19 protein-coding genes and 1 pseudogene are annotated in these 25,119 nt (G+C 65.1%); 11 read left to right on the top strand and 9 right to left on the bottom strand.

Annotated elements, in window-relative coordinates; all coding sequences use genetic code 11:
- Window positions 1-109 precede the first annotated feature (109 nt).
- Window positions 110-1,138 (top strand): phosphate acetyltransferase, encoded by a 1,029-nt coding sequence (gene pta / locus AAHK20_RS02635; protein WP_449179861.1) that lies wholly within the window; start codon window positions 110-112, stop codon window positions 1,136-1,138.
- Window positions 1,139-1,205: 67 nt separating this feature from the next.
- Here the strand turns inward: pta and AAHK20_RS02630 are convergent, their stop codons facing one another.
- Both AAHK20_RS02630 and AAHK20_RS02625 read right to left on the bottom strand, forming a co-directional pair.
- A complete protein-coding gene (locus AAHK20_RS02630; protein WP_449179860.1) occupies window positions 1,206-2,930 on the bottom strand; it encodes a cobaltochelatase CobT-related protein in 1,725 nt (574 codons plus the stop codon).
- Window positions 2,927-3,916 carry an AAA family ATPase gene (locus tag AAHK20_RS02625; protein WP_449180051.1) on the bottom strand — a complete coding sequence of 330 codons (990 nt, stop codon included), beginning with the start codon at window positions 3,914-3,916 and terminating at the stop codon, window positions 2,927-2,929. Before AAHK20_RS02625 ends, AAHK20_RS02630 begins: the two co-directional genes overlap by 4 nt.
- A gap of 749 nt (window positions 3,917-4,665) precedes the next feature.
- Between AAHK20_RS02625 and AAHK20_RS02620 the strand changes: the two are divergent.
- The 3 genes and pseudogenes from AAHK20_RS02620 to AAHK20_RS02610 all read left to right on the top strand — a co-directional run.
- Window positions 4,666-5,294: pseudogene (locus AAHK20_RS02620) on the top strand (site-specific integrase); the annotation flags it as partial.
- Complete coding sequence (locus AAHK20_RS02615) at window positions 5,291-6,628, top strand: PDDEXK nuclease domain-containing protein (RefSeq protein ID WP_449179859.1); 1,338 nt, start codon at window positions 5,291-5,293, stop codon at window positions 6,626-6,628. The pseudogene AAHK20_RS02620 and the gene AAHK20_RS02615, both read left to right, overlap by 4 nt.
- A gap of 148 nt (window positions 6,629-6,776) precedes the next feature.
- Window positions 6,777-8,426, top strand: a complete 1,650-nt coding sequence (locus AAHK20_RS02610; protein WP_449179858.1) for a GMC family oxidoreductase — start codon at window positions 6,777-6,779, stop codon at window positions 8,424-8,426.
- A gap of 92 nt (window positions 8,427-8,518) precedes the next feature.
- Here the strand turns inward: AAHK20_RS02610 and AAHK20_RS02605 are convergent, their stop codons facing one another.
- From AAHK20_RS02605 to sauS, 3 genes are all read right to left on the bottom strand, one after another.
- Window positions 8,519-9,901 (bottom strand): MFS transporter, encoded by a 1,383-nt coding sequence (locus tag AAHK20_RS02605; protein WP_449179857.1) that lies wholly within the window; start codon window positions 9,899-9,901, stop codon window positions 8,519-8,521.
- A gap of 87 nt (window positions 9,902-9,988) precedes the next feature.
- On the bottom strand, window positions 9,989-11,656 hold the full coding sequence (locus AAHK20_RS02600) for an AMP-binding protein (RefSeq protein ID WP_449179856.1): 1,668 nt from the start codon (window positions 11,654-11,656) through the stop codon (window positions 9,989-9,991).
- Complete coding sequence (gene sauS / locus AAHK20_RS02595) at window positions 11,653-13,101, bottom strand: acylating sulfoacetaldehyde dehydrogenase (protein WP_449179855.1); 1,449 nt, start codon at window positions 13,099-13,101, stop codon at window positions 11,653-11,655. The genes AAHK20_RS02600 and sauS overlap by 4 nt, the downstream gene beginning before the upstream one ends.
- A 210-nt stretch (window positions 13,102-13,311) precedes the next feature.
- On the opposite strand from sauS, the gene AAHK20_RS02590 reads away from it, so the two are divergent.
- Window positions 13,312-14,076, top strand: coding sequence for an IclR family transcriptional regulator (locus AAHK20_RS02590; RefSeq protein WP_449179854.1), 765 nt, complete (start codon window positions 13,312-13,314; stop codon window positions 14,074-14,076).
- 76 nt (window positions 14,077-14,152) lie between these two features.
- On the opposite strand, the gene AAHK20_RS02585 is transcribed toward AAHK20_RS02590, so the two are convergent.
- The 4 genes from AAHK20_RS02585 to AAHK20_RS02570 form a co-directional block, all read right to left on the bottom strand.
- Window positions 14,153-15,484 carry an MFS transporter gene (locus AAHK20_RS02585; RefSeq protein ID WP_449179853.1) on the bottom strand — a complete coding sequence of 444 codons (1,332 nt, stop codon included), beginning with the start codon at window positions 15,482-15,484 and terminating at the stop codon, window positions 14,153-14,155.
- A gap of 258 nt (window positions 15,485-15,742) precedes the next feature.
- Window positions 15,743-17,245, bottom strand: a complete 1,503-nt coding sequence (locus AAHK20_RS02580) for a DHA2 family efflux MFS transporter permease subunit (protein WP_449179852.1) — start codon at window positions 17,243-17,245, stop codon at window positions 15,743-15,745.
- Window positions 17,246-17,372: 127 nt separating this feature from the next.
- On the bottom strand, window positions 17,373-18,620 hold the full coding sequence (locus tag AAHK20_RS02575; protein WP_449179851.1) for a type II toxin-antitoxin system HipA family toxin: 1,248 nt from the start codon (window positions 18,618-18,620) through the stop codon (window positions 17,373-17,375).
- Window positions 18,613-18,948 carry a helix-turn-helix domain-containing protein gene (locus AAHK20_RS02570; RefSeq protein WP_449179850.1) on the bottom strand — a complete coding sequence of 112 codons (336 nt, stop codon included), beginning with the start codon at window positions 18,946-18,948 and terminating at the stop codon, window positions 18,613-18,615. The genes AAHK20_RS02575 and AAHK20_RS02570 overlap by 8 nt, the downstream gene beginning before the upstream one ends.
- A 282-nt stretch (window positions 18,949-19,230) precedes the next feature.
- On the opposite strand from AAHK20_RS02570, the gene AAHK20_RS02565 reads away from it, so the two are divergent.
- From AAHK20_RS02565 to AAHK20_RS02540, 6 genes are all read left to right on the top strand, one after another.
- Entirely contained in the window at window positions 19,231-20,589 is a 1,359-nt protein-coding gene (locus AAHK20_RS02565) for an MFS transporter (RefSeq protein ID WP_449179849.1), read from the top strand.
- A gap of 29 nt (window positions 20,590-20,618) precedes the next feature.
- Window positions 20,619-21,824, top strand: a complete 1,206-nt coding sequence (locus AAHK20_RS02560) for an acyl-CoA dehydrogenase family protein (RefSeq protein ID WP_449179848.1) — start codon at window positions 20,619-20,621, stop codon at window positions 21,822-21,824.
- A gap of 16 nt (window positions 21,825-21,840) precedes the next feature.
- The gene (gene hpaC / locus AAHK20_RS02555; RefSeq protein WP_449179847.1) at window positions 21,841-22,344 is read left to right on the top strand and encodes a 4-hydroxyphenylacetate 3-monooxygenase, reductase component; all 504 of its coding nucleotides are present in this window, start codon (window positions 21,841-21,843) and stop codon (window positions 22,342-22,344) included.
- A gap of 2 nt (window positions 22,345-22,346) precedes the next feature.
- Window positions 22,347-23,048, top strand: coding sequence for an EthD family reductase (locus AAHK20_RS02550; protein ID WP_449179846.1), 702 nt, complete (start codon window positions 22,347-22,349; stop codon window positions 23,046-23,048).
- A gap of 48 nt (window positions 23,049-23,096) precedes the next feature.
- On the top strand, window positions 23,097-24,017 hold the full coding sequence (locus tag AAHK20_RS02545; protein ID WP_449179845.1) for a LysR family transcriptional regulator: 921 nt from the start codon (window positions 23,097-23,099) through the stop codon (window positions 24,015-24,017).
- Between the two features lie 130 nt (window positions 24,018-24,147).
- Window positions 24,148-25,116 (top strand): PDR/VanB family oxidoreductase, encoded by a 969-nt coding sequence (locus tag AAHK20_RS02540; RefSeq protein ID WP_449179844.1) that lies wholly within the window; start codon window positions 24,148-24,150, stop codon window positions 25,114-25,116.
- Window positions 25,117-25,119 lie beyond the last annotated feature (3 nt).

Here is a 25,119-nt window from a genome sequence, read left to right as displayed (position 1 = left end):
GGAGTTAGCGCTTCAGCGTGTCGGCCGAAGTTAGTGCTTCAGCACTTACTCCGGCCCCATGCAGAGCCTGACTCCGGCCGTTTTCGCATTGGACGTCCTCTCGCAAACCATGAAAGCCCTGAACCGCATCATCGAAACCGCGCGCTCGTCGCCGATGCGCATCGCGCTCTGCGAAGGCGACGACGCGCGCATGCTGCAAGCCGCGCAACGCGCGACGCAAGAAGGCATCGCGCGCATCGTGCTGGTCGGCGACATGTCGTCGATACGCGCCACCGCCGAACGCGAAGGCATCGACCTCGCCGGCATGGATCTGATCGACCCGGCGACCTCCCCTGAGCGCGAGGCCTACGCCGACGCGCTCCACGCCCTGCGCGCGAAAAAAGGCATGACGCCCGACGCCGCGCGCGACGCGATCCGCCACCCGCTGACCTACGCGAACCTGATGGTCCGTCTCGGCGATGCGGACGGCTCCGTCGCGGGCTGCGTGCATACGTCGGCCGACGTCGTGCGCACCGCGATCCAGATCATCGGCATCGATCCGTCGTGCAAACTCGTTTCGAGCTTCTTTCTGATGATGCTCTGCGAGCCGTTCCATACGATGAAAGGCGGCCTGATCTTTTCCGACTGCGCGCTCGTCGTCGACCCGGACGCCGGGCAATTGTCGGAAATCGCGATGGCCGCCGCCGACAGTGCGCGCGCGCTGTTGATGGAGGAGCCGAGGGTCGCGATGCTGTCGTTCTCGACGAGCGGCAGCGCCCATCATGCGGCCGTCGACAAGGTCGTCGAAGCCACCCATCGCGTCGAGGCGCTGCGGCCCGGACTCGCGATCGACGGCGATGTGCAGCTCGACGCCGCGATCGTAGCCGAGATCGCGGACCGCAAGATCGAGCACTCGCATGTGCACGGCCACGCCAATGTGCTCGTGTTCCCCGATCTCGATGCCGGCAACATCGGCTACAAGCTCGCTGAGCGCATCGGCCGCGCGAAGGCGATCGGGCCGCTGCTGCAGGGGCTCGCGAAACCCGCGAACGATCTGTCGCGCGGCTGCAGCGCCGAAGACATCTATTACGTGATCGCCGTGACGACGGTGCAGGCGCAGGCCGCGGCGCAACGCGCGGCTGCGGCGTCGGCGGCATGAGTCACGGCGCGCACTGCGCATGCCGCGAGGGCGCGCCCCGCTAGGCGCGCCCGACTTAGCGCCCCCGCTAACGCCGCCGCGCGCCAATCCACCGCGCGAGGCCCACGAGCCGCGCCATGTCGAGCGGCTCCGCGAGATCGAGCGCCACGCTATGCCGGTAATACGGGCTCAGATCGAGCCCGACGCCCAATCCGATTACGTCCACGTCGCGCAGCGTCTCGTGGCGCGCGACCACGTCCTTCAGATGGTTGTCGAGATAGAACGCGTCGTTGGCCTGCGCGGTCGACGCGTCCATCGGACTGCCATCCGAGATCACGACGAGGATGCGCCGCGCTTCCGGGCGCGCGGCGAGCCGCGTGCACGCCCACTCGACGGCCTCGCCGTCCACGCCCTCGCGATACAAATCCGCCTTGAAGAGCGCGGCGATGCTCGTGCGTGCGCGCCGCCAGCTGTCGTCGGCACCCTTGAACACCATGTGGCAGGTCTCGTTCAAGCGGCCGGGATGCGGCGGCCTCCCTCTCGCGAGCCAGTCGAGCCGCGCGCGGCCGCCGTTCCATGCACCGGTCGTGAAGCCGAGCACTTCCGTCGCGAGCCCGGCCTGCTCGGCCGCGCGCGCGAAGATGTCGACCAGCATCGCAACGGGCTCGACGTGCGCCTTCATCGACCCCGAGCAGTCGATCAGAAAACTGACCACGCAATCCCCACGTGGCCGCAGCTGCTCGCGCGTGAACACGCGCCGTTCGGCCGGCGAGCTGACGACTTGCGCGAGGCGCCGCCCGTCGATGCGCCCGTCCTCCTCGCCGAACGACCAGCCGTCGCGCTGCGGCACCGCAAGCGCCGCCTGCAGCACGCGCGCGAGCCGCGCGACATGGATGCCGCGCGCGGCGATGCGCTCGTCGAGCTGTTCGCGGTATTCGCGCAACAGCGGCTCGCGCACGAGCGTGGCGGGCCGGATCTCGCGATCGAACTGCGTCGTGTAGGCGCGATAACCGTCCTCGGCCTCACCGAGCACGCGACTCTCGCCCGTTGGCGCGAGTGCGAGCAGCGCTTCGTCGGACTCGTCGAAATCGACCCACAGCGAGAACGACGTCAACGCATCATCGGGTTTGCGCGCGACATCATCACCGTCGGCGGCGAAGGCCGTGCGTTCCTCATTGAGCATTGCCGCGACACGTCGCGCCAACTCCCGAGCGTCGTGCGCGTAGGCGCGCTGGTCCCGCCGATGCCGGCGCAGGCCCGCGAGCTGCACGCCGATCACCGGCGCGATGCCGGCACGGGTGGCTTCGATCAGGTCTTCGGTGTCTTCGAGCACGGGCCAGCCGGTCACGCGCGACCACACGATCTGCGCCACCGTATAGATGAGGATGCCGAGCTGTCCGTCAGTGAGCCCCGCGCGACAGTACGCGCGCGACCACGCGTCGAAACGATCGCGCAGGTTGCGCGCGAGGCCGCGCATGCCGGGCGGCGCCTGCGCTTCGCAGCGCACCTGCTCGAACAGCTCGAACAGCAAGCGCTCGACCGGATCGTCGGGACACAGCCGCCGGTGCAGCGCCGCATCGGAATGGATGAGCCGCAACGCGGCGCCGTCGGCGGCGCCGCGCAGCGACGCGAAATCGTCCTCGTAGGCGTTGCTGCGCAGATGCGGTGCGTGAAGCGGCAGCGGCCGCAGTTGGCGGCATAGGCGGCCGCCACGGTAGTGCAGCGCGGCGTCGCCGGTGAGCGCGCGCACGGCAGCCGCGCACAGCGCCTCGCGGCGCAGCGCGGCGCGCACGGCCTCGCGCGACGGCATCATCGGCCCGGCTCCGGCGCGCCGCCATTGGCTTCGCCGCCCGCCTCGAGCTCGACACCGAAACAGCGCTGGTAGTACTCGGCGACGATCGGCCGTTCCGCCTCGTCGCACTTGTTCAAGAACGTGAGCCGGAACGCGAGCGCCGGATCGCGGAAGATCTGGCAGTTCTCGGCCCAGTCGATCACGGTACGCGGCGACATGAGCGTGGACAGGTCGCCGGTCGCGAAGCCCTTGCGCGTCAGCGCGGCCATGCTGACCATCGACTCGACGAGCGCGCGGCCGTCACCGTCGCCCATGTCGGCCATCTCCGGCACACGCGCCAGCACGATGCCCTCTTCCTCTTCGCGCGGCAGATAGTTGAGCGTCGCCACGACGTTCCAGCGGTCCATCTGCGCATGGTTGAGCATCTGGGTGCCGTGATAGAGGCCGTTGAGATTGCCGAGGCCAATCGTGTTCGTCGTCGCGAACAGCCGGAAAAACGCATGCGGACGAATCACGCGGTTTTGATCGAGCAGCGTGAAACTGCCGTCGCGCTCCAGAATGCGCTGGATCACGAACATCACGTCGGGGCGGCCCGCGTCGTATTCGTCGAAGATCAAGGCGACCGGGCGCTGCAGCGCCCACGGCACGATGCCTTCCTGGAACTCGGTCACCTGCAGGTCGTCACGCACGACGATCGCATCCTTGCCGACCAGGTCGAGCCGGCTGATGTGGCCGTCGAGGTTCACGCGCACACACGGCCAGTTCAGGCGCGCGGCAACCTGCTCGATGTGCGTCGACTTGCCGGTGCCGTGCAGGCCCTGAACCATCACGCGCCGGTTGCGCGTGAAGCCGGCGAGAATCGCGAGCGTCACCTCGGGGTTGAAGCGGTAGGCGGAATCGATGTCCGGCACGTGGGCGTCACGCTCTCTGAACGCCGGCACTTTCAGGCTCGAATCGATGCCGAAGTGCTCGCGCACCGACACCATGCGGTCCGGGGCCTGCTTCATGAAATCCGTCGTCACAGCGTTCTCCTAGCGTTTCGCACTTCGACTACATCGACTGCCTCATCCTGATCCCGCGAGACCGCCTCGCCGCCGCGATCCTCACGGAAAATTCTAAGCGGCCCCAATGGGCTCAGGTAGGGCCAGTGGGCAGGTTTCGGCTGGTACAGCCGGCAGGGCAATCGCACCAACCGCTGCATGCGCGAGTCCTAATAAACTCGGCTGGCATAGGTGTAACACTGTTTAACTTTCGTTGAACGACACCCTCTGCCCTTGGCAGCCGTCCTCATGTAGCGAGCAACCACTCTTCGAGCGGCGGGAGAATAATCGTTTGGGACTCACAGGCACGTCGCCGAAGTCTCGGCCAGCGGAATCGCTATACAAACTGTCTCTGAGGGATCGGATGAATCCACGAGCGCCACGCTGTGTGCTCATCGCGTACGATGAGGACGGCCAGCAAATTGAAACATGCACGGTGGATCGCGCCGCTATAGCGGCGCTGAGAGAAAAGGCACTGGTCGTGCCCTGGCCGCTCGAAGAACGAAACTTCGAGCTCGATGACGAATTCGCGCGCAACTTAGGGGGCGTCGTACTGCTCCTGCTCGCGACAGCCCAGCCCGAACTCTCGCGGTACATCACAGTGACTCGCAGCAATGGATCCCCCCAACCCCAAACAAAATAGGGGATTGCCACCCTTTAAATCGCGGAGGAGATATCGATCGAGCCGGTGGTCGCTTAACCAGCGACTGCCTTAATTTGAGTTCTCTGCGCGCATGCTGGAAACCCGCACGCTCGAACGGAGGTGGATCGACTTCGATAATCGCCGCGTCAGCTGGCCTGACAGTAAGACCGGGGATAATTCCAAGCCGATGAGCGAAGTGCCGTTCCAACTGCTATCGAGCGCCCCTCGCATCGACGATTCGCCCTACGTGTGTCCGGCCATCTTTGACAGCACAGCCCCCTGCCCGAAGGCACGTATTGCAACGCCTGGAAGCGCATTTTGGACCGCGCTAAGGTGCCGGACGTCGGGACGCATGGCATCCGCCATCGCGCTGCCACCGACATCACAAATTCCAGCGTTCCCATCAAGGTCGGAATGGCGATAACCGGACACAAGACCGTTACCATGTTCATGACTTATGTGCATACCGAGGATGATCCCGTGCGGGCGACAGCCGAGAAGGTTGCTAACCAGCGGCGAGATGCCATCGACAGCCGAGCACCGGCCACATCGGCAACGGTAGCTCCAGCAATTGCGACGGGCGACAAGACTCGTACCAGCCAGGGCGACTACGGCCCGTACCTGCACCGTAAGGAAAATAGGCGCACGAGGCCGCCGGGAAGCAAACGAACGAAATTTTCATCCGAGGAGGTGACCGCATGAATCCCCGGTCGTCCAAGCCAGTATCGAGTCGTTCCAAAACTACGAAATCGGGCGCAGAGATCGCCGTACAGAGCTATGCGGCCTTTGTCGGTGACTTGAAGCGGAAGATTGCTGAGGCCCGTCATCGCGCTAGCCTGTCGGTTAATCGTGAATTGATCCTGCTCTATTGGGGCATTGGCCGCGACATTTTGGTTCGGCAGGAACGAGAAGGTTGGGGAGCCAAGGTCATCGACCGGTTGGCTGTCGATCTGGGCCACGCCTTCCCCGAAATGACAGGCCTTTCAGCGCGAAACCTAAAATATATGCGTGCCTTTGCCGAGGCATGGCCTGACGGCGAATTTGTGCAACAGGTCGTTGCACAATTGCCCTGGGGGCATAATGTCCGTCTTCTCGATACCATCAAGGCGACCGAGGAGCGTGCATGGTATGCCCAGCAGGCCATCGAACACGGCTGGAGCCGTGCTGTCCTCGTCCATCAGATCGAGAGCAAGCTGTTCACGCGCCAGGGCAGCGCACTCACTAACTTCTCTCGAACGCTACCTACCGAACAGTCCGAGCTTGCCCAGCAACTCCTCAAAGACCCCTATACCTTCGACTTCCTCGCGCTTGGTCCCGATATGCTGGAGCGCGATCTCGAACGTGGTCTGATCGAGCACTTGCGCGCGCTGATCCTCGAACTTGGCAAGGGCTTCGCCTTCGTCGGCAGCCAGTACCATCTCGAAGTCGGCGGCCAGGATTACTACCTCGACCTTCTCTTCTATCACCTGCGATTGCGTTGCTTTGTCGTAATTGAATTGAAGATCGAGGAGTTCAAGCCCGAGTTCGCGGGTAAGATGAACTTCTACCTCTCCGCCGTCGACGATCAGCTTAGGCACAAGGACGATCAGCCAACCATTGGCATCATCCTGTGTAAGGGCCGTAACGAGGTGATCGTCGAATATGCCTTGCGCGATTCCAGCAAGCCGATGGGCGTCGCCCAATACCGGCTCTCACCGGCGCTGCCACCGCAGTTGCAGGAGGCGCTGCCAACCGCCGAGGAGTTTGCGCGCGAGTTTCCGCTGATGTCCGTCGTCAAGTTGCGAATTGAGATCGAGCGGATCTTACGGGATCTCCTATCCGACAACGGCCTTGCATCGAAGGCACCAGCCGGCATTGGCAATATGCTGCGCGAATTGCATCAACGTGGCCTCGCGCCGGCCAGCACGGAACGCTTTCTTGAATCCCTCCGCGTCATGAATGCGGCCGTGCATGGCATGGATGTAGACCCAATGGGCGCGGAGCAGGCCGTGGAAATCGGCACAGCATTTCTGGCGGAACTTAGAGATATGCGGTGACGACACATTTTGAGCCCGAATCGGCACATTCCGTTCCACTTCCGGCCCGTGAACGGGACTGGGCTTGCTAACGCCCTCGCCATCCACGACATTGAAGCGAAAAACACGCGACGCAACGTGACGCGTCGATTGTCAGGAAACGCTCGTCATGGAACATGAAGTCGACTATGTGATCGTCGGAGCGGGCTCGGCCGGATGCGTGCTGGCCAATCGCCTGAGCGCCGATCCGCGCAACTCGGTCCTGCTGCTCGAAGCCGGCGGCAAAGACACGAATCCCTGGATCCACGTGCCGGTCGGCTACTTCAAGACCATGCACGATCCCGAGCTCGACTGGTGCTATCGCACCGAGCCCGACGACAACGTCGCCGGCCGCCGGATCGACTGGCCGCGCGGCAAGGTACTGGGCGGCTCGAGTTCGCTCAACGGCCTGCTCTACGTGCGCGGGCAGCGCGAGGACTACGACCGCTGGGCCGAACTCGGCAACCGCGGCTGGAGCTATGCCGAGGTGCTGCCCTACTTCAAGAAATCCGAAGACCAGGAGCGCGGCGCCGACGCGTATCACGGCGTCGGCGGGCCGCTGAAAGTCTCCGACCTGCGCTTGCGCCGCCCGATCGCCGATCATTTCATCGCGGCCGCGCAGGACATCGGCATCCCGCTCAATCCCGACTACAACGGCGCTACCCAGGAAGGCGTCGGCTATTTCCAGCAGACGGCCTACAAGGGCTTTCGCTGGAGCACCGCAAAGGGCTTTCTCAAGCCCGTGCGCGAGCGCGGCAACCTCCGTGTCGAAACCCGCGCGCAGGCCTGCCGCGTGCTCTTCGAAGGGAACGTTGCCGTCGGCGTCGAGTACCTGCAAGGCGGCGAGCGCAAGACGGCGCGCGCGCGTGCGGAGGTCATCCTCGCGTCCGGTGCGATCGGCTCGCCGCAGATTCTTCAGCTCTCCGGTATCGGTCCCGCGAAGCTGCTGCAGAGCGCTGGTGTGCCGGTGCGCCTCGATCTGCCCGGTGTCGGACGGAATCTGCAGGACCATCTGCAAGTGCGGCTCGTGTTCCGCACGCGTGAGCGCACGCTCAACGACGAAGTGAACAATCCGCTGCGCAAGGCTTGGATCGGCGTGCAATACGCGTTCTGGCGCACCGGGCCGCTCACGCTCGCGGCAAGCCAGGTCGCCATCTTCACGCGCTCGCACCCCGGCGCCGAGCGTCCCGACATCCAGTTCCACATGCAGCCGCTCAGCGCCGACAAGCCCGGCCAAGGCGCGCACCCGTTCTCCGCGTTCACCGCTTCGGTGTGCCAACTGCGGCCGTTCAGCCGCGGCAGCGTCGAGATCCGCTCGGTCGATCCGCTGCAGTATCCGGCGATCCGCGCCAACTACCTGTCCGACGAGCGCGATCATCCGGTCGTGATCGACGGCATCAAGGTCGCGCGGCGCATCGCCTCCGCGCCCTCGCTCGCGCCGCACATCATCTCCGAGTTCGTGCCTGGCGCGCAATACCAGAGCGATGCCGAGCTGCTCGACGCGGCCCGGCAGTTCAGCCAGTCGATCTATCACCCGGCCGGTACCTGCAAGATGGGCCACGATTCGGGCCGCGACCCGCTTGCGGTCGTCGACGAGCGCCTGCGCGTGCACGGCGTCGCGCGGCTGCGCGTGGTCGACGCGTCGATCATGCCGGAGCTTGTCTCGGGCAACACCAACGCGCCCGTCATCATGATTGCCGAGAAGGCCGCCGACATGATCCTCGAAGACCGTGTGTCGCTGAACGTCTCGCACTATGAGCGGACCGAAGCGGGCGTTTGAAGCGCGAGAACCACGCACGAGCATCGAGCAGCAAGAAGGCGTACCGCGGCCGGTCCGCGGCATCGCCCACTCGTCGCCCACTGAGCGCCCACTCAACGCCACCAGCGCAGCGGCCGGCGAAAGACATGCCGCTCGATCCGCACGGGCGGCACCGCGTCGAGAAACGCGAGTGCGCCGCCCTGGCGAACGCCCTCTTGCCGCTCGCGTTCCTCGTCGGCGTCGACGGTGCGGCTCGTATCGATGAACAGCGCCGCGACGATGCCAAGCGCCAGCAGCCCCGCCGAGACGGTGAACGGCACGTTGTAGCTGCCCGTATGCTCGATCAGATAGCCGAACACCACAGGCGAAGCCATCCCCGCAATGCCGAAGCCCGTGTTCATCATGCCGCCCGCCGTGCCGGCGTACTTTCCGGCGATATCGAGCGGCAGCGTCCACAAGACCGGGTTCGTGATTTCGAGGAAGAAGAACGACCCGGTCAGCAGCCACACGGCCGTCATCGGATCCGCCACTGAGATCATCGGCACCAGAAACGCGAGCGAGCCGCCCATGCCGACCACCAGCACCGAGCAGCGCGCAAAGCGCAGCCGCCCCGTGGCCTTGAAGATCCGATCCGACACCACGCCGCCGAGCGTGTCGCCGATCACGCCCGCGAGCAGCGGCAGCGCGGTGAAGAGCGCGAGATGCTTGAGGTCGAAGCCGCGCGACTCCTTGAGGTAGGACGGCAGCCACGTCAGGTAGACCCACAGCAGCCAGCCGTAGCAGAAGTCGACGAAGGTGACGAGCCACATGCGATGGATCAGCTTGCGCCACGGCGTCACCGAGCGCTTGGCGCGCTCGCAGTCGCCGGCGCGATAGCCGATTTCGGCGGTTTCCTCGGGCGTAATGCGGCGATTCTGCTCCGGCGAATTCGTGAACACGAACAGGTAGAGCACCGTCCACGCGAGGCTCGCGATACCGAGCAGAATGAACGCGCTGCGCCAGCCGCTCGCCACCACCACCGCGAGCACGAGAGGCGGCGTCACCGCGCCGCCGAGGCGCGCGAAGCTGTGCGTGATGCCCTGCGCGAAGCCACGCTCGCCGACCGGCATCCAGTACGTAAAGGCGCGCGTGGCCGTGGGGAACGCGCCGCCCTCGCCGATGCCGAGCACGAAGCGCAGCGCCACGAGCATCATGACGCTGCCGGCGAAGCCGGTCGCGAGCGTCGCCGCGCCCCAGATCAGCGAGAGCACCGTCAGCACGAGCTTCGGACCGAACTTGTCCGAGAGCCAGCCGCCGATGATCTGCATCGCCGCATACGGATACGCGAACGCCGAAAACACGAGGCCGAGCTGCACCGTCGTCAGACCCATCTCGTGACGGATCAGCGGCCCCGCGACGGCGATGTTCACGCGGTCGATGTAAGAGATGAAATACATCAGACACATGACCGCCAAGATGATGTGACGCGTCTTCACGCGCCGTAGATGCTGTCCCATGCTGTTGTCTCCGAATGTCTCTTTTGTAGTGACTGTCAGGCCTGCCAAGGCGGAGGCCGGCCGCGCGATATGAGCGGGCCGCGAGCGTCAATCGGGCGGTGGGGCCACCAGCTTCAGGCGCTGCACTTTGCCCGACGGTCCGCGGGGCAAGTCGCTGACGAAGCGGATTTCCTTCGGCGTCTTGTAGCGGCCCAACTCGCGCAGGCAGTGCGCGCGCAGCTCGTCGACGTCGGGTGCGCCAGGCCAGTACGTATCGCGCGGCACGACGAAGGCCACGATCTCCTGCCCGTAGGCGGGATCGGGCACGCCGACCGCGGCGGCGTCGAGCACGCCCGGGTGACGCAGCAGCGCCTCGTCGATCTCGCGCGGCGCGATGTTCTCGCCGCCCTTGATGATCAACTCCTTCGCGCGGCCGTTGATGTAGAAGTAGCCTTCGTCATCGCGATAGCCGAGGTCCCCGGTGCGCAGCCACCCGTCGGCGGTGAACGCCTTCGCGGTCTCCTCCGGGCGCTTGTAGTAGCCGCGCATCACCTGCTCGCCGCGCAGCACGATTTCGCCGCTCTGATTGGGCGCGCACTCGCGGCCTTCGAGGTCGATCACCTTCGCCTCGCCGCCCGATGGCAGGCCGATACTGCCGACCCGCCGCCGATCCGCTTCGTACGGATTGCTAAACGCGGGCGCGGCGGTTTCGGTCATGCCCATCGTCTCGATGATGCCGATCCCGAAGCGCGCCTCGAAGGCGCGGTGATGGTCGCCCGGCAGCGCCGCCGACGCGCTGCGGCAGAACTTCAGCGCCGAGAGGTCGAGGCCGCTCGGCCCCTCGCCGTTGAGCAGGTACGCGACGATCGTCGGCACCACGTTGATCCAGGTGCAGCCGCAGTGCGCCACGTCGCGCCAGAAGGTGCGCGCCGAGAAACGCGGCGCCATCGCCACCGAGCCCGCGTGATACAGCGGCGTGAGGAGCGTCACGACGAGCCCGTTGATGTGGTAGAGCGGTAGCGACGCGAGCACGCGGTCCTCGGCGCCGAGCCGATGCTCATCGCTGACGTTGCGCGCATTGGCGAGCAAGTTGTGGTGGCTCAGCTGCACGCCCTTGGGCGCGCCGGTCGTACCCGACGTGTACATCAGCAGGACGATATCGTTCGCGTCCTCGGCCGCGCTCGGCGAGCCATCGCTCAGCGTGCTGGCGCGCGCCGCCGCCAAGGCGCCATCCCGCCGAGCGACAACAGCCGCTGCTGGGGCGCTCGCTTCGGCAAGCGCGGGCGCGAGTACCGGTAGCGCCGGCAGCACGGGCAGTTCGGCGGCATCGGGCGCCGTGTGCACGAGTGCGATCTGGCGCGTCACGCCCTGCTCGCGCAGTTCGGCGAGCACGGCGGCCAGCCCATCGACGGTGTCGTCGCACGCGAAGATCATCCGCGTGTCCGAATGCTCGACGATATAGCGCAGTTGCGACGCCTGGCACAGCAGATTCAGCGGATGCGCTATCAGCCCGCTGTACATGGCGCCAAGCAGCAGCGTGGCGGTCTGCGTGCCGTTGCCCATCAGCACCGAAACTACGTCGCCAGTCCGCAGGCCGGCATCGTGAAAGCGCGCCTCGAGCACGCGGCAGCGCTCGCGCAGCATCGCGAAAGTCACTGCCTCACCGGCCACGGCTTCGCCATCATCGCCCTCGGGCACAGGCAGCACGAACGGCTTGTCGGGATATTGCGCCGCGCGCTCGTCAATCAGCGCGCGCAGAGTCGTGAGCGCGCTCATCGGCCGATTCTCCTGAAGTAATCGCCGAGCAGCGCGTCGAGCTCCGGCACGCGCTCCTCGATCGGATAGGCGACGCGCGTCACGTTCAAGTACTGGCGAAAGCCCAGGTTGTCCGAGAAGTTGTTGCGGCCCCACGTGCCGCAGCCCATCGACAGCGAGAACGGCAGGCCGTTGTCGAAGTTGCCGCCGGTCGCCAGGCAGTGCGCCTGGTTGACGATCACGCGGGCGACGGGCAGCCGCTCGCCCAGCCCGATCGCGAAGAAGTCGGGGTTCGCCGTGTGCAGTCCGACCGAATGGCCCGCGCCCATGTACGCGTAGATGTCGCGAACGATCTGCGCGGCGGCGTCGAAATCGCGCGCGCGATAGACCGAGAGCACGGGAGCCAGCTTCTCGCCCGAGAACGGATGGTCCGCGCCGAAGCCGCTTTCCTCGACCATCAGGAACTTCGGCTCGCGCGCGGCTACGTCGGCGAGACCCGCCGTCTGCGCGATGTGCCTCGCCGATTTTGCGATGCAGCGCTCGGAGAGCTTGCCGTCGTGCCACATCGCCGCCTGCAGCCGGGCCTTCTGCGCCGCATCGAGCAGCGCGCCGCCCCACCGGGCCAGTTCGGCAAGCATGGCGTCGTAGACCGCGTCTTCGATCACCACGCTGTTTTCCGACGAACAGCTCGTCGCATTGTCGAAGGTCTTCGACACCGCGATCTTGTGCGCCGCATCGTGCAGATCGGCCGAGCGCTCGACGATCGACGCGACGTTGCCCGCCCCCACGCCGAAGGCCGGCGTGCCGCTCGCGTAGGCCATCCGCACGTTCGCCTGCGAGCCCGTCGCGACGACGAGATCGCACTGCCGCATCAGCGCGGCGGTCGCGGCCTTGGTGATCGGCGCGGGCAGCATCTGCACGAGCGCGGGGTCGAGCCCGGCCTTCTCGAACTGCGCGTGGATGAACTCGATCAGCAGCGCGCACGACGAATAGCCCTTCGGCGAAGGCGCAACGATCACCGCATTGCCGCATTTGAGCGCGTTGATGATCTTGTTCGCGGGCGTGGCGGCCGGGTTGGTGGACGGCGTCACCGCGGCGACGACGCCCACCGCGCGCGCGATCTCGACGATGCCCGCAGCCGGGTCGCGCGCGATCACGCCGCAGGTCTGCCGGCCGTGCAGATCGCGCAGCAGGCCAAGCGTCTTGCGGTAATTCTTGCGGACCTTGTCGTCGACGTTGCCGAGTCCGGTGTCGCTGACCGACAGCTCGGCGAGCCGGCGATTGCGCGCGGGCTCCATGATTGCCCATGCGGCTGCGTCGGCAGCGGTGTCGAGCGTCGCCTGCCCGGCAAACTCGAAGCTTCGTTGCGCCTCCCGCGCTCGCGCGACAAGCGCGGCGACACGCTGCTCCACCCCGTCATCGACTGGCGCGGCGGCAGTTTCGACTGCTGCGGCTCTGACGTTCATACGCGGCACTCCCGATCGAAAGAATTGGCGGTACTGTCAATCTATTCTTCGGCGACAAGTCGCGAGTCCCGTTTCCCGATCATTCCCGAACTGCGTCGCCCGGGGCGGCGGAAATTGCGAATTTCGGGACTTTCCATAGTCCCGAAAACTGCACGATCAGAGACACAATAAGAACGCGCGCGGCACGCGCCACCATCTTCAGGAGAGACCGTGTCGACATCGAATCAATCGAACGCGGCGGCAGTGCGAGCGTTTCGCGTGCTCGAGACGCTCGCCGAGGCAGGCCACCCGCTATCCATGATGGATCTCGTGCACACGCTCGACTTGCCCAAGCAGACGGTGCACCGCATCCTCATGCAGCTGACCGACGCCTGGCTCGTCACGCGCGGCGCCGGCGACAAGCTCTACGAATGCTCGCCGCGCGTGCGCATGCTGGCCGTCAACGTGCTCATGCACGCCGGCCCCGCGGCGGCGCGTCATGTGCTGCTCGAGCAGCTCGTCGCGAAGATCGGGGAAACTTGCAACCTGACCATGCTGTCCGGCAACGACGTCGTCTACGTGGACCGTGTCGAAACGGAATGGCCGCTGCGCATGCATCTTCAGCCGGGCTCGCATGTGCCGCTGCACTGCTCGGCCAGCGGCAAGCTATTGATCAGCTTTCTGCCGAAAGAGCGGCGCGAGCGCGTGATCGAAACGCTACCGCTGCGCGCGTATTCGGAGCGCACCATTACCGACCGGGAGGCGCTGCGCAAGGAACTCGCCGCCACCCGCCGGCGTCGGCTCGCGATCAACGACCAGGAACATTTGCAGGGCTTGATTGCGATCGCGGTGCCGGTGATGCTCGACCGCAACCGCGCCTGCGCGGCGATCGCGGTTCAGGCGCCGGTCGGGCGCGTGACGCTCGACGATCTGCTGGCATTCGTGCCCGATCTGCGGCACGCGGCCGACGAGACCGCCAAGACCTTCCGCGCATGAGCGCGCCCCGGCGGGCGGCCGGGGCGCCGAGGTCGCTACTAAGTCGATCAGATCGCCGTGGCGACCGGTGTGCGCGTCAGGGTGCGCTCATGGCGTGCTCGCCGCCGGACAGCAACTGAGCGCTGCGGCGCCGTTCGATCGCGCGCGCCGACCATGCCGACACCAGCGCGGAGAAAGCCACGTACGAGCACACGACCCACCACTTGCCGCCGCTCAGCTTCCACAGGGCGGTCGCGATGATCGGCGTGAGACCGCTCGCAAAGATGCCAGAGAACTGATAGACGAACGAGATGCCTGTGTAGCGCACGTTGGCGTCGAACAGATCCGCGAAGAGCGCGGCTTCCGGACCATAGACCGCCGCATAGAAGATGCCGAACGGGATCACGATCGCAAGCCAGATGAGCAACGTGTTGCCGGGCTGACTCTCGATCAGCCAGAACGCCGGATAGACCGACGCACCGCAGATCAGCGAGCCCCACATGTACACGCGTCCCCGGCCGGCGCGATCGGAAAGACTGCCGAAGAGCGGAATGAAGAAGCACATCACAAGTGCGGCGATCATCACCCCGAGCAGCGCATCGGTGCGGTCCAGCTTGATGTGCTGCGTCAGATAACCGATCGAAAACACCGCGAAGATGTTGAAGAACACGCCGTCGATGTAGCGCGCGCCCATGCCGAGCAACAGCTCGCTGCGATAGTTCGCGAGCATCTCGGCGAACGGCAGCCGCGCTTCGCGGCGCGAGCGCTTGAGCGCGACGAACGCGGGCGTCTCCATCACCTTGACGCGGATGTAGAGGCCGATCAACACGAGGACGAGCGACGCGCCGAAGGCAATGCGCCAGCCCCACGCGAAGAACGCCTGCTCGGAGAGCAGATGCGAGACGGCCGCGACCATCCCCGAGGCGAGGCACAGTCCGATCGACAGCCCGATTTGCGGCAAGCTCGCATAGAGCCCGCGCCGGTGCGGCGGCGCGTACTCGTAGGCCATCAGCACCGCGCCGCCCCACTCGCCGCCGAGCCCGATGCCCTGCAGCACGCGCAGCGACAGCAGCAGGATCGGCGCCCATACGCCGATTTGCGCGTAGGTCGGAACGAAGGCCACACCCGCGGTCGAGATGCCCATGATGACGAGCGTCAGGATCAGCGCGGACTTGCGCCCGATGCGATCGCCGAAATGCCCGAAGAGCACGCCGCCCACCGGCCGCGTCACGAAGCCGACAGCGAAGGTCGTATAGGCGAGGAGCGTCGAGACGAGCGGATCGCTGCCGGGGAAATACAGCTTGTTGAAGACGATGCCGGCGACCACGCCGTACAGAAAGAAGTCGTACCACTCGACCGTCGCGCCGATCACACTGGCCAGTGCGACGCGGCGAACCATGCGGGAATCGATGTGCGAATCAGCTGACATGAACGGCTCCTCCAATGGATATCCGTGCCGTGCGCGTTGCGCGCGGCAGGAACGGGGCCCCTTGGTGTCTCCTCCGAGGCCATTCTTGTACTGCGTCGCGAGGCGCGAGTCAGTGGTTCGTTTTTATTTAATGGTCCGAAATCCGGACTTCAAGCGAATTCCGTCGAGGCCATCCGATTCTGGGACGAAACAGGGATTTTCGTTTCATTTCGCCGGGCGGGCGAGCCGTCGGAGGAATGGTGGAGTAGTGGCGAAATGTCAGTAGCGCTCTGTCGCTTCCGCGTTGCCGGCTGTGGGTGCAGGGCTCGTGTTCGTGACGCCGTCACTATCGGCAGTCGGTTGCGCGGCGCCGCCGCCTTGCTGCCCACGACGCAAGAACACACCGCCCAGCACCCCCGCCGCCGCCGCGAAGATCGCACCGAACAGAAACGCCACGTGATAACCGCTATTGAGCGCCGCCGCGGCGCTTTCGGAAGCCTGCATCGCGTCGCTGCGCGCGGCGGCGAGACTGGCGAGCACCGCGAGACCGAGCGCGCCGCCCATCATGAACGACGTATTGACGATGCCGGACGCCAAGCCCGAATCGCTCGGATCGACGTCGCTCATGGCGGCCAGCAGCACGGGATTGAATGCGATGCCCGCCCCGACACCGAGCAAGACCATGCCGGGCAACACGTCGAACACGAAGCTGCCGTCCACCGGCGCCCGTGCAAACAGCGCGAGGCCGCACGCCGCGACGAGCAACCCGACGGCAAGCGGAAGACGCAGACCGAAGCGCATGACCAGGCGCGCCGACAGGCCCAGCGAAAAGAACCCCATGATCAGATTGGCCGGCAAGAACGCGAGGCCGACCTGCAAGGGCCGGTAGCCGAGCACCCGCTGCAGATACAGCGCGGAGATGAAGAACCACGCGAACATCGCCGCTGCCCAAAGAACGCCGACCACATTGGCCGTCGCGACATTGCGCAGGCGGAACAGACCGAGCGGCATCAACGGATGCTGCGCGCGCGCTTCGATCGCGAGAAACGCGGCCAACAGCACGAGCGCGGCGAACAGCAGGCCCAGCGTCTGCGCTGAAGTCCAGCCCGCTTCATTGCCGTTCACGACGGCATACACGGCGAGCATCAGCGAAGCGGTCACCGTCACCGCGCCGGCCACGTCGAGCCGTTCGCCATGAGCATGGCCGCGTGCCGACGGCAACAGCGCGACGCACAGCCCATAGACGGCGATGCCAATAGGCAAGTTGACGAGAAAGATCCAGTGCCAGCTCAGGAGGTTGGTCAGCAGACCACCGAGCAACACGCCGATACTGCCGCCCGCCGAGCAGACAAAACCGTACACGCCCATCGCCTTGGCCCGTTCGCCGGGTTCGGTGAACAGATTCATGATCAGCGACAGCGAAACAGCCGAGACGACCGCGCCGCCCAAACCCTGCACGGCGCGTGCGCTGACCAGCAGGATTTGCGAATTCGCCATGCCGCATGCGAGCGACGCCACCGTGAACAGCGTAATGCCGCCGAGGAACAGCTTGCGGTGTCCGTATAGATCGCCCAGCCGCCCGCCGAGCAGCAGGCAGCCTCCGAACGTCAGCATGTAGGCATTGACCACCCACACCAGCGAGGTTTCGGTAAAGCCGAGGTCCGCGGCAATCGACGGCAAGGCAACGTTCACGATCGTCGTGTCGAGCACGATCATCAGCACGCCGAGGCATAGAACGATCAGCGCTAGCCAGCGTTGGTTGCCGTGGATGGAATGGGTCATGCGGGGGTCCTTTGTCTTGATCGAACGGGCGCAGGCGGATGGCAGACGCGCGGTGGCCCCGAGTTGACGATGCTACCGCATGCAGCGAGCGCGGCGGGCTCTTGCTTCGCCGAGGCGATGGCTACGATCACAACCGCATTGCGGCGCTAAGATCCTCGTGCTCGAAGGCGCTCGCCATGCGCGCGACTTCAGCACGCTTGCAACCGACTTCCTTGGCGACCGCTTGCCACGTCCGGGTTACCTCAGCGACCTCCCGGATAGTGGCCCGAGCCTGTTTCAGCGACAGACCGAAAAACTCCGTGGCATGTTCCAGCAGGTCAACCGAACACGTTCCTTCGTCGAGATCGATGTTTGTCGTTAAGATCCGCGCCTTGACATCGGTTGGCGTGGGATTGAGGTCGTAGGCTGGTGACAATACCCAGCCATCGCGTCCCGCCCACAGGAAACCGTGGTTGCGCAGATGGTCATCGACATTGGAGACCAGGACATTGAAGGCCACCCGGCGATACAACTGCACCGCATCGACCCGTGCCTTCGCACCGTATTGCGCCAGAGCGTCAACCAGTTCGGGATAGCTGCCCCGTTGACCATCCCTCGATCCCGTCATCGACATAGCCGAGAGAAAGGGAATGCGCACGCTCCTCGTGCGATCAAAGCGGCGCGACAGCAACACCGCCTTGCCCGCTACCTGGAGCAGTTCGTGATGTGGGGTGGATATGCCGGCGCGTTCAGCCAATCGCAGAGCGATTTCCTCCCACGTCTCGATGCTGTAGTCGTCGATCTCCTTCGGGAATTTGGCAATCGACAAATGACCATGCTGGTCGATGACCGAAGCCTTGGGACGTGCGCCACCGAGTGACGACCCAGGTGCGAAGATTAGTTGCAAATCCTCATCGGTTTCCTCGTCCCGCAAGATGCGCTCTGTGATTTGCAGCAGCCGCCCCAATTCGATGAGCGCGGGAACACCGGCCGGCACGGGTGCTTGGAACTCGTCTTCTCCATCCCAACGGAACCGCAGCGCACCCAGACGCGTTTCATCAGCTACGCCCAGCAGATAGTCCAGTTCACCGAGCGTACGGACGCGCCGCCCTTCACGTTCGGCTTGGCGACGCTCCGCACGTTGCATGAGCCGGCGCCCCCAGGTATCCGGCGCCGAATCGCCGATCGAGCCGAAGATGGGTTGGTCAGGCAGCGGTGGGAAGACGCCTCGCGTCAACGCGAGCGCCGGCTCGATCGAAAAGCGCTCGTCGTCGGCCAGCCAGGTCTCGTCATATTCAAACGTGACCGTTTCTTCCCGGCGCGACGCATGGCGTCTGAGCAGCCCCACTGGTCGCGGCGTGCCGCCGCGATCGATATATACCTCGACATCAGCCATCTTCACCCCTCCTTCTGCCACGGGGCAGCCGGACGCGCTGAGGCAACGCCGCGGCAGCCAGCGACTGCCCGACTGTGTCGTGAGCAGCGTCGGCAACCTCCTGTAGTCCGCCTAGAAGCCCGAGCGCCATCAGCACGGCTGCGTAGATGCCGATGCTCACGCTTGGGTCTCCAGCCTCGACGCGCTGCAAAGTCGCTCTCGACGTGAAAGCCCGCTCGGCAATCACCGCCATGGTCAACCGGCGACGGCGACGCGCGTCGTGAATATCGGTGCCCAACTTGCGCAGCGCCCGCCGGACACCGGCCGAAGGAGCGTGAGGAGTCGGCATTTTGCTATCTTCCTGAGTCGCTAACCCTGTTAATGTAACACGAAGATAACATTCTTGCTGACCTTGCCGAACACCAGGGCAAGCGCCTCGCCACGCAGGGTTTCCACCAAGCCCCCATGCACGGCATTCATATCGCGCATTTTTGTCCCTTATTTGACCCGCGTCAGCACGGCTCATATCGTTCGCCCATGTCGTCCCGATGTCGCCTCAAGCGCCCCGCTGCCGATGTTCATCGTGAAGCGGAAATCGAACACTTCGTGCTCCTTCGTGCTCCCTCTTGCCATGAACCCTGACGCCGTGAATCCCGACTTGAGCGTATCGCCGCCCGCCACGCGGTCCGCACCTCGCACCCGAAGCAACGTACGCCGCGCGGCGACCACCGCCGTGCTCGGACAAATACTCGAGTGGTACGACTTCTTCCTCTACGGCACCGCCGCCGCGCTCGTGTTCGGCAAGCTGTTTTTCCCCGTGGGCAGCGACCCGTTGACGGGCACCATCGCCGCGTTCGGCGTCTTCACGGTGGGCTTCATCGCGCGGCCCATCGGCGGCGTGCTGTGCGGCCATATCGGCGACCGCCACGGCCGCAAGGTCGTGATGATGCTCACGCTCCTGACGATGGGCTCGGCCACCGTGCTGATGGGCGTGTTGCCCACCTATCAACAGATCGGCATCGCGGCGCCGGCATTGCTCGTGCTGTTGCGCATTCTCCAAGGACTCGCCGCAGGCGGCGAGTGGAGCGGCAGCATCCTGCTCATTCACGAAAACGCGCCGCAATCGAAGCGCGGCGCCCTCTCGGCATGGAGCCCATGCGGCGCGGCGTTTGGCTTCGTGTTGTCGACTGGCGCGTTCATGCTCGCGCACAATCTGCCGTCCGGCGATTTCCTGAGCTGGGGCTGGCGCGTGCCTTTTCTCGCCAGCGCCGTGCTCGTCGTACTCGGCTTGTGGATGCGCCGCTCGGTCGGAGAGAGCGCCGCGTTCGCCGAAGTGAAGGCCACGCATCATCAAAGCCGCATGCCGCTCATCGAAGTGCTGCGCCAGTGTCCGCGTGAAGTGCTCACCGTGTTCGGCCTGCGCTTTGGCGAAGGTGGCGCGTCGTATATCTTCTTCGCGTTCTCGATCGCTTACGGACAGTTTCTCGGCATCAAGTCGAGCTGGATACTCGGCGGCCTCACGCTCTCGATGCTGCTGATGATTCCGGTCTCGCTGTTCTGCGGCTATCTGACCGACAAAGTAGGTCGCAAGCCCGTCTATCTCGCAGGCGCCATCGCCATGTTGCTCGTCGCGTGGCCGTACTTCGCGCTGCTCGGCTCCGGCGTTTACTGGAAAGTCATCACCGCGCTCTTGCTTGCGAACAGTGTCACGCTCGGCATTCTCGAAGGTTCACAGCCGGCCTTCATCAGCGAGATGCTCCCGGTTCATCTGCGTTTCTCGGGGCTTGGCATCGGTCGCGAACTCTCCTCTGTGCTCGGCGGCGGACTGTCGCCGATGATCGCCACCGCCCTGCTCGCCCACTATCGCAGCGCCATGCCCGTCGCGCTCTATCTCGGCGCGCTCGGCCTCGTCACCGTGATCGCCACGCTGTTCGCTCGCGAGACCTTTCCCCGTGCGATGCGCATCGCGGCGCGTCAGCAGGCCGACTGACATCCCCCATTGATCGAGAGGTATCCCACATGCAAGCCCTTCAAACCGCGTGCACGAGCAGTGCGCCCATCATCGATGCGCAGAGTGACTACCCGGAATACCCCGGCCCGCTCTCACTCGATACGCTGATCGACGACATCGAACGGCGCCGCGACGAGTTCGATCAACTCTCCCACGTGCCGCGCGACATGGTGGCCCGCATGAAGCGCGCGGGCATTTTCCGCGCAAGCACGCCCAAGCGCTTCGGCGGCGACGCACTGCCTCCCCCACGCTTTCTGGAAATGCTTGAACGCATCGCCGTCGCCGACGGATCGACCGCATGGGTCGCCGCGTTCGGCTCCGCGAATACGTACCTCGCGTCCTTGCCCGTCGAAACCCAGGCGCGCATTTATGCGTCCGGTCCCGATCAGGTGTTCGCGGGCGGCCTCTATCCGCTGCAAAAGGCCGAGCGTGCGCCAGGCGGCTTTCTGGTCTCGGGCCAGTGGCGCTTCGCCAGCGGCTGCAAGGGCGCGGACTGGATCGGCGTCGGCATCGGCGGCGCGCCGGGCCATGCGGACGACAAGAATGCCGGCAAGCCTTTCACCGCCGTGTTTCCCGCGCACGAAGTGGAGATCGTGGAGAACTGGAACGTAGTCGGCATGCAGGGCACCGGCAGTCACGATCTGCGCCTGAAAGACAAGTTCGTCGACGAAGCCTGGACCTTCGTGCGCGGCGGCGCGGCGCTGATCGACGAGCCGCTCTTTCGCTATCCCGCCGTCGCCTATCAGGCACAGGTGCATGCGGCGGTGAACCTCGGCCTCGCGCGTGCGGCGCTCGACCTGCTCGCCGGCATGTCCGGCGTGACGAAGACCACGACGGGTGCACCGCGTCTTGCCGATCGCGCGTACTACCGCACGGGCCTCGCGCAAGCGGAAGCGTATCTGCGCAGCGCACGGGCCTTCTTCTTCGAGTCCGCCGAGACATCGTGGCAAACGGTCCTCGCGGGCGATCCCGTTCTGCCCGCCGAAGCCAACCTGCTGCGCCTCTCCGCGACGCATGCGGCGCATACGTGCGCCGACGTCGTGATGCAGGCCTACAAGATGGCAGGCGTCGGCGCCATCTATCGCGAGAACCGCCTGCAGCGGCTCGTGCGCGATTCGATCGTCGTCACGCAACACGCCTTTCTGGGCGAAGGAAATTACGACGCGTCGGGTGCGCTGTTCGTCGGCATTCCGCCCGTCACGCCCTATCCCTGAGCGGAGGCACGACGCCATGACGCACGATCCCCATCGCACGCAGTTCCGCAATGCCATGGCGAGCCTCGCGGCGGCCGTCAACGTCATCACCACCGACGGTCCGCGCGGCCGCTGCGGCATCACGGCGAGCGCCGTGTGCTCGGTGACCGACACGCCCCCGACGATGCTCGTCTGCATCAATCAGTCGAGTTATGTGCATGACGTGCTGCACGGAAACCGCAACGTGTGCATTAATGTGCTCGGCGCACATGGTCAGGATCCCGCACGCGTGTTCGCGGGCATGGCCGGCTGCACGATGGAAGAGCGGTTCGAGCGATGTGCATGGCATGCGGGGCGTCTCGACGTCCCGCTGCTCGACGATGCGATCGCGACGCTGGAAGGCACGATCGTCGAGAGCAAGACGGTGGGATCGCACTCGGTGATCTTCGTGCAGATCGAGCACATCGACATGCGCGGCGAGGGGGATGGCCTGGTCTACTTCGGCAGGCAATTCCACCGGCTCACGTGCGAGGCGACCTGAAGATGCAGGCCTGCCTCTTTCTAACCGGCGCGAGCGGCGCGGAACCGTTGCTTGATGCGAACCGCTTGATGCACGCGGCGCGGCACATCGAAGGCCTGCGCGCACTGATCGTTCACGAGCCGATCGCGGGGCAAATCGATCCGCTCATCGCGCCTGCCGCCGATGCGCCGTCCTGCGTGCTGCAATGGTATTTCGATGAACTCGCGCCCCTCGAAGCCGCCTCCGAACTCGACGGCGCCATTCATTGCGCGCTGTCTTCATCGGTCCATGCGGCGCTCACCACGCGGACATTCACACAACAGGCGATGGCCGTTCGCACGCTCGCACCCTCGCACGCCAAGCCGCCGGCAAGCGATGTGCCTCGATGCACCTATCTGGTCGGCTATGAAGGCGTCGCGGAAGACTTCAACGCGTGGCTCACGCATTATCTGTTGCATCATCCGCCGTTGATGCAGCAACTGCCCGGCTTGCGCGAGCTGGAAATCTACACGCGCATCGACTGCACGAGCGGCCTGCCATTCGCGCATGCCCACGCTATCCAACGCAACAAGGTCGTGTTCGACGATGCGTCCGCGCTCGTCGACGCCCTCGCCTCTCCCGTGCGCGACGCCATGCGACGCGACTTTCACGCACTGCCGCCCTATCAAGGTACGACGCCGCATTTTGCAATGCGCAGCATCTACGGTAATCTCGCGTCACCCTGACCGGCCGTCGCGCGCTGCGTGATACGCCCTTGCTCACGAGCGACGCACATGAACAAGCCGCATTCCGGTATCCCCGACCTGAACCTGCTGCGCGTGTTCCTCGCCATCTGGGACTTGCGCAGCCTTACCGCCGCGGGCGACCGCCTCGGGCTCACGCAGCCCGCAGTGAGTCACGCCCTGCGCCGCCTGCGCAATCTGTTCGAAGATCCGCTGTTTGTGCGCACCCCCACCGGCATGGTGCCGACCGATGCCGCGTACCGTCTCTATCCGCCGCTCGCGCAAGCGTTCTCGATGATCAACGAGGCGGTGCAGCAGCTCGCGAAATTCGATCCGGCCACCGCGCAGCGCGTGTTTCGCGTCTCGATGTCCGATATGTCGGAGTTTTATTTTCTGCCGCCGCTCGTCGCAATGCTGGACCGTGAGGCGCGCGGCATTCGCATCGAGGTCGCGAATGTCCCAGTCGAATCCGTGAGCGCCGCCATGCGCGCCGGCGAGATCGATCTCGCGCTCGGCTACGTGCCCGGCCTCGACGCGGGCTGCATGAGCCAGACCTTGTTCCTCGACGAGCATGTGTGCGTGCTGCGCGCGGGACATCCTCTGCGCAAGGCGAAACCCACCCGTGAGGATCTCGCCGCCCTACGTTACGTGTATGCAAGCACGAACGCCACCGGCCATCGCATGGTGGAGCAATGGCTCGATGAGCTGAACCTCAAGCGCGAGGTCGTGCTCAGACTGCCGCATTTCGTCGTCGCGCCCGAGATCGTGATGCACACGGACCTCGCCGTGATCTTCCCGAAGAGCATCGCGAAGCGCTTCAATCGCGGCAAGGCGTTTCGCATTCTGCCGCTGCCGTTCTCGCTTCCGCCCATCGAGATCAAGGTGCATTCGCACACGCAGTTCGCCGCGGATGCGGGCATCGCCTGGCTGCGGGAGGCCATTCACGCGATGTTTCACCAGCCCGAAGCGTGAGTGCTTCGATGCCGTTCACGCGTGATATCAATTCCACCGATTTACCCTGGCCTTTTTAATCTATTTGGCTTATCGAACACACGACGCTAACCTCGACGCATGGTCTCCAGAAAAGACATAGGAAGGCACCATGCAAGCTCAAATCGTGAAAGTTCGGGTCGACGCGTTGCGCGAGGAAGCGCACGGTGTGCGCTCGTTCAGCATCTCGCGTCTCGACGGCCAGCCCTTCGAGCGTTACGAGCCCGGCGCGCATATCGACGTCACGAGTCCGTCTGGCATCACGCGCCAATACTCGTTGTGCGGCGATCCCGAATGCCTCGATTCGCAGATCTTCGCCGTGAAGAAGGAAGACCCGTCGCGCGGCGGCTCGCGCTCCTTGCACGAGGAAGTTAGCGTCGGCACCGAACTGATGGTCGGCGCGCCTCGCAATCTCTTTCGTCTGGAAGAGGATGCGAGCGAACATATCCTGATCGGCGCGGGCATCGGTATTACGCCCTTGCTTTCGATGGCGTATCGCCTTGTCGCGAGGAACGCGCGTTTTACGCTGCACTATTTCGCGCGCAGCGAGACGCATGCGGCCTTCATGACGCTGCTCAGGCGCGCGCCGTTCGATCAGCACGTGACGCTGCATTTCGGCGTGGAGCGTGACGCGCTCGCAGCGGAACTCGATGCGTGCGTGCGCGAAGCCGACATGAACGCCCATGTCTATACCTGCGGCCCCGCGCCTTTCATGGAACGCGTCGTCGAAATCGCGCAAACGCGGCTGCCCATCGATGCGATTCATCTCGAACGCTTCAAGGCCGAGCCCGCGCCGGCCGCGGAGACTTCTCTCACGAGCTTCGACGTGCAACTCGCGAGCACGGGCCAGACGGTGCGCGTCGATAGCAACACGTCCATCGTGGATGCGCTCGCCTCGATCGGCATCGAAGTGGACACCTCATGCGGCGAAGGCGTGTGCGGCACCTGCATGGTCGATGTCGTGAGCGGCGAGCCCGAGCATCGCGATCACTGTCTGAGCAAAGCCGAGCGCGCCAGCAACAGCGTGATCTGCTGCTGCATCTCGCGCTCGCGTTCTCCGGTGCTGGTGCTCGACCTCTGAGCG

Source organism: Trinickia camelliae (assembly GCF_053525655.1).
This window is presented reverse-complemented; position numbering and strand designations above follow the sequence as displayed.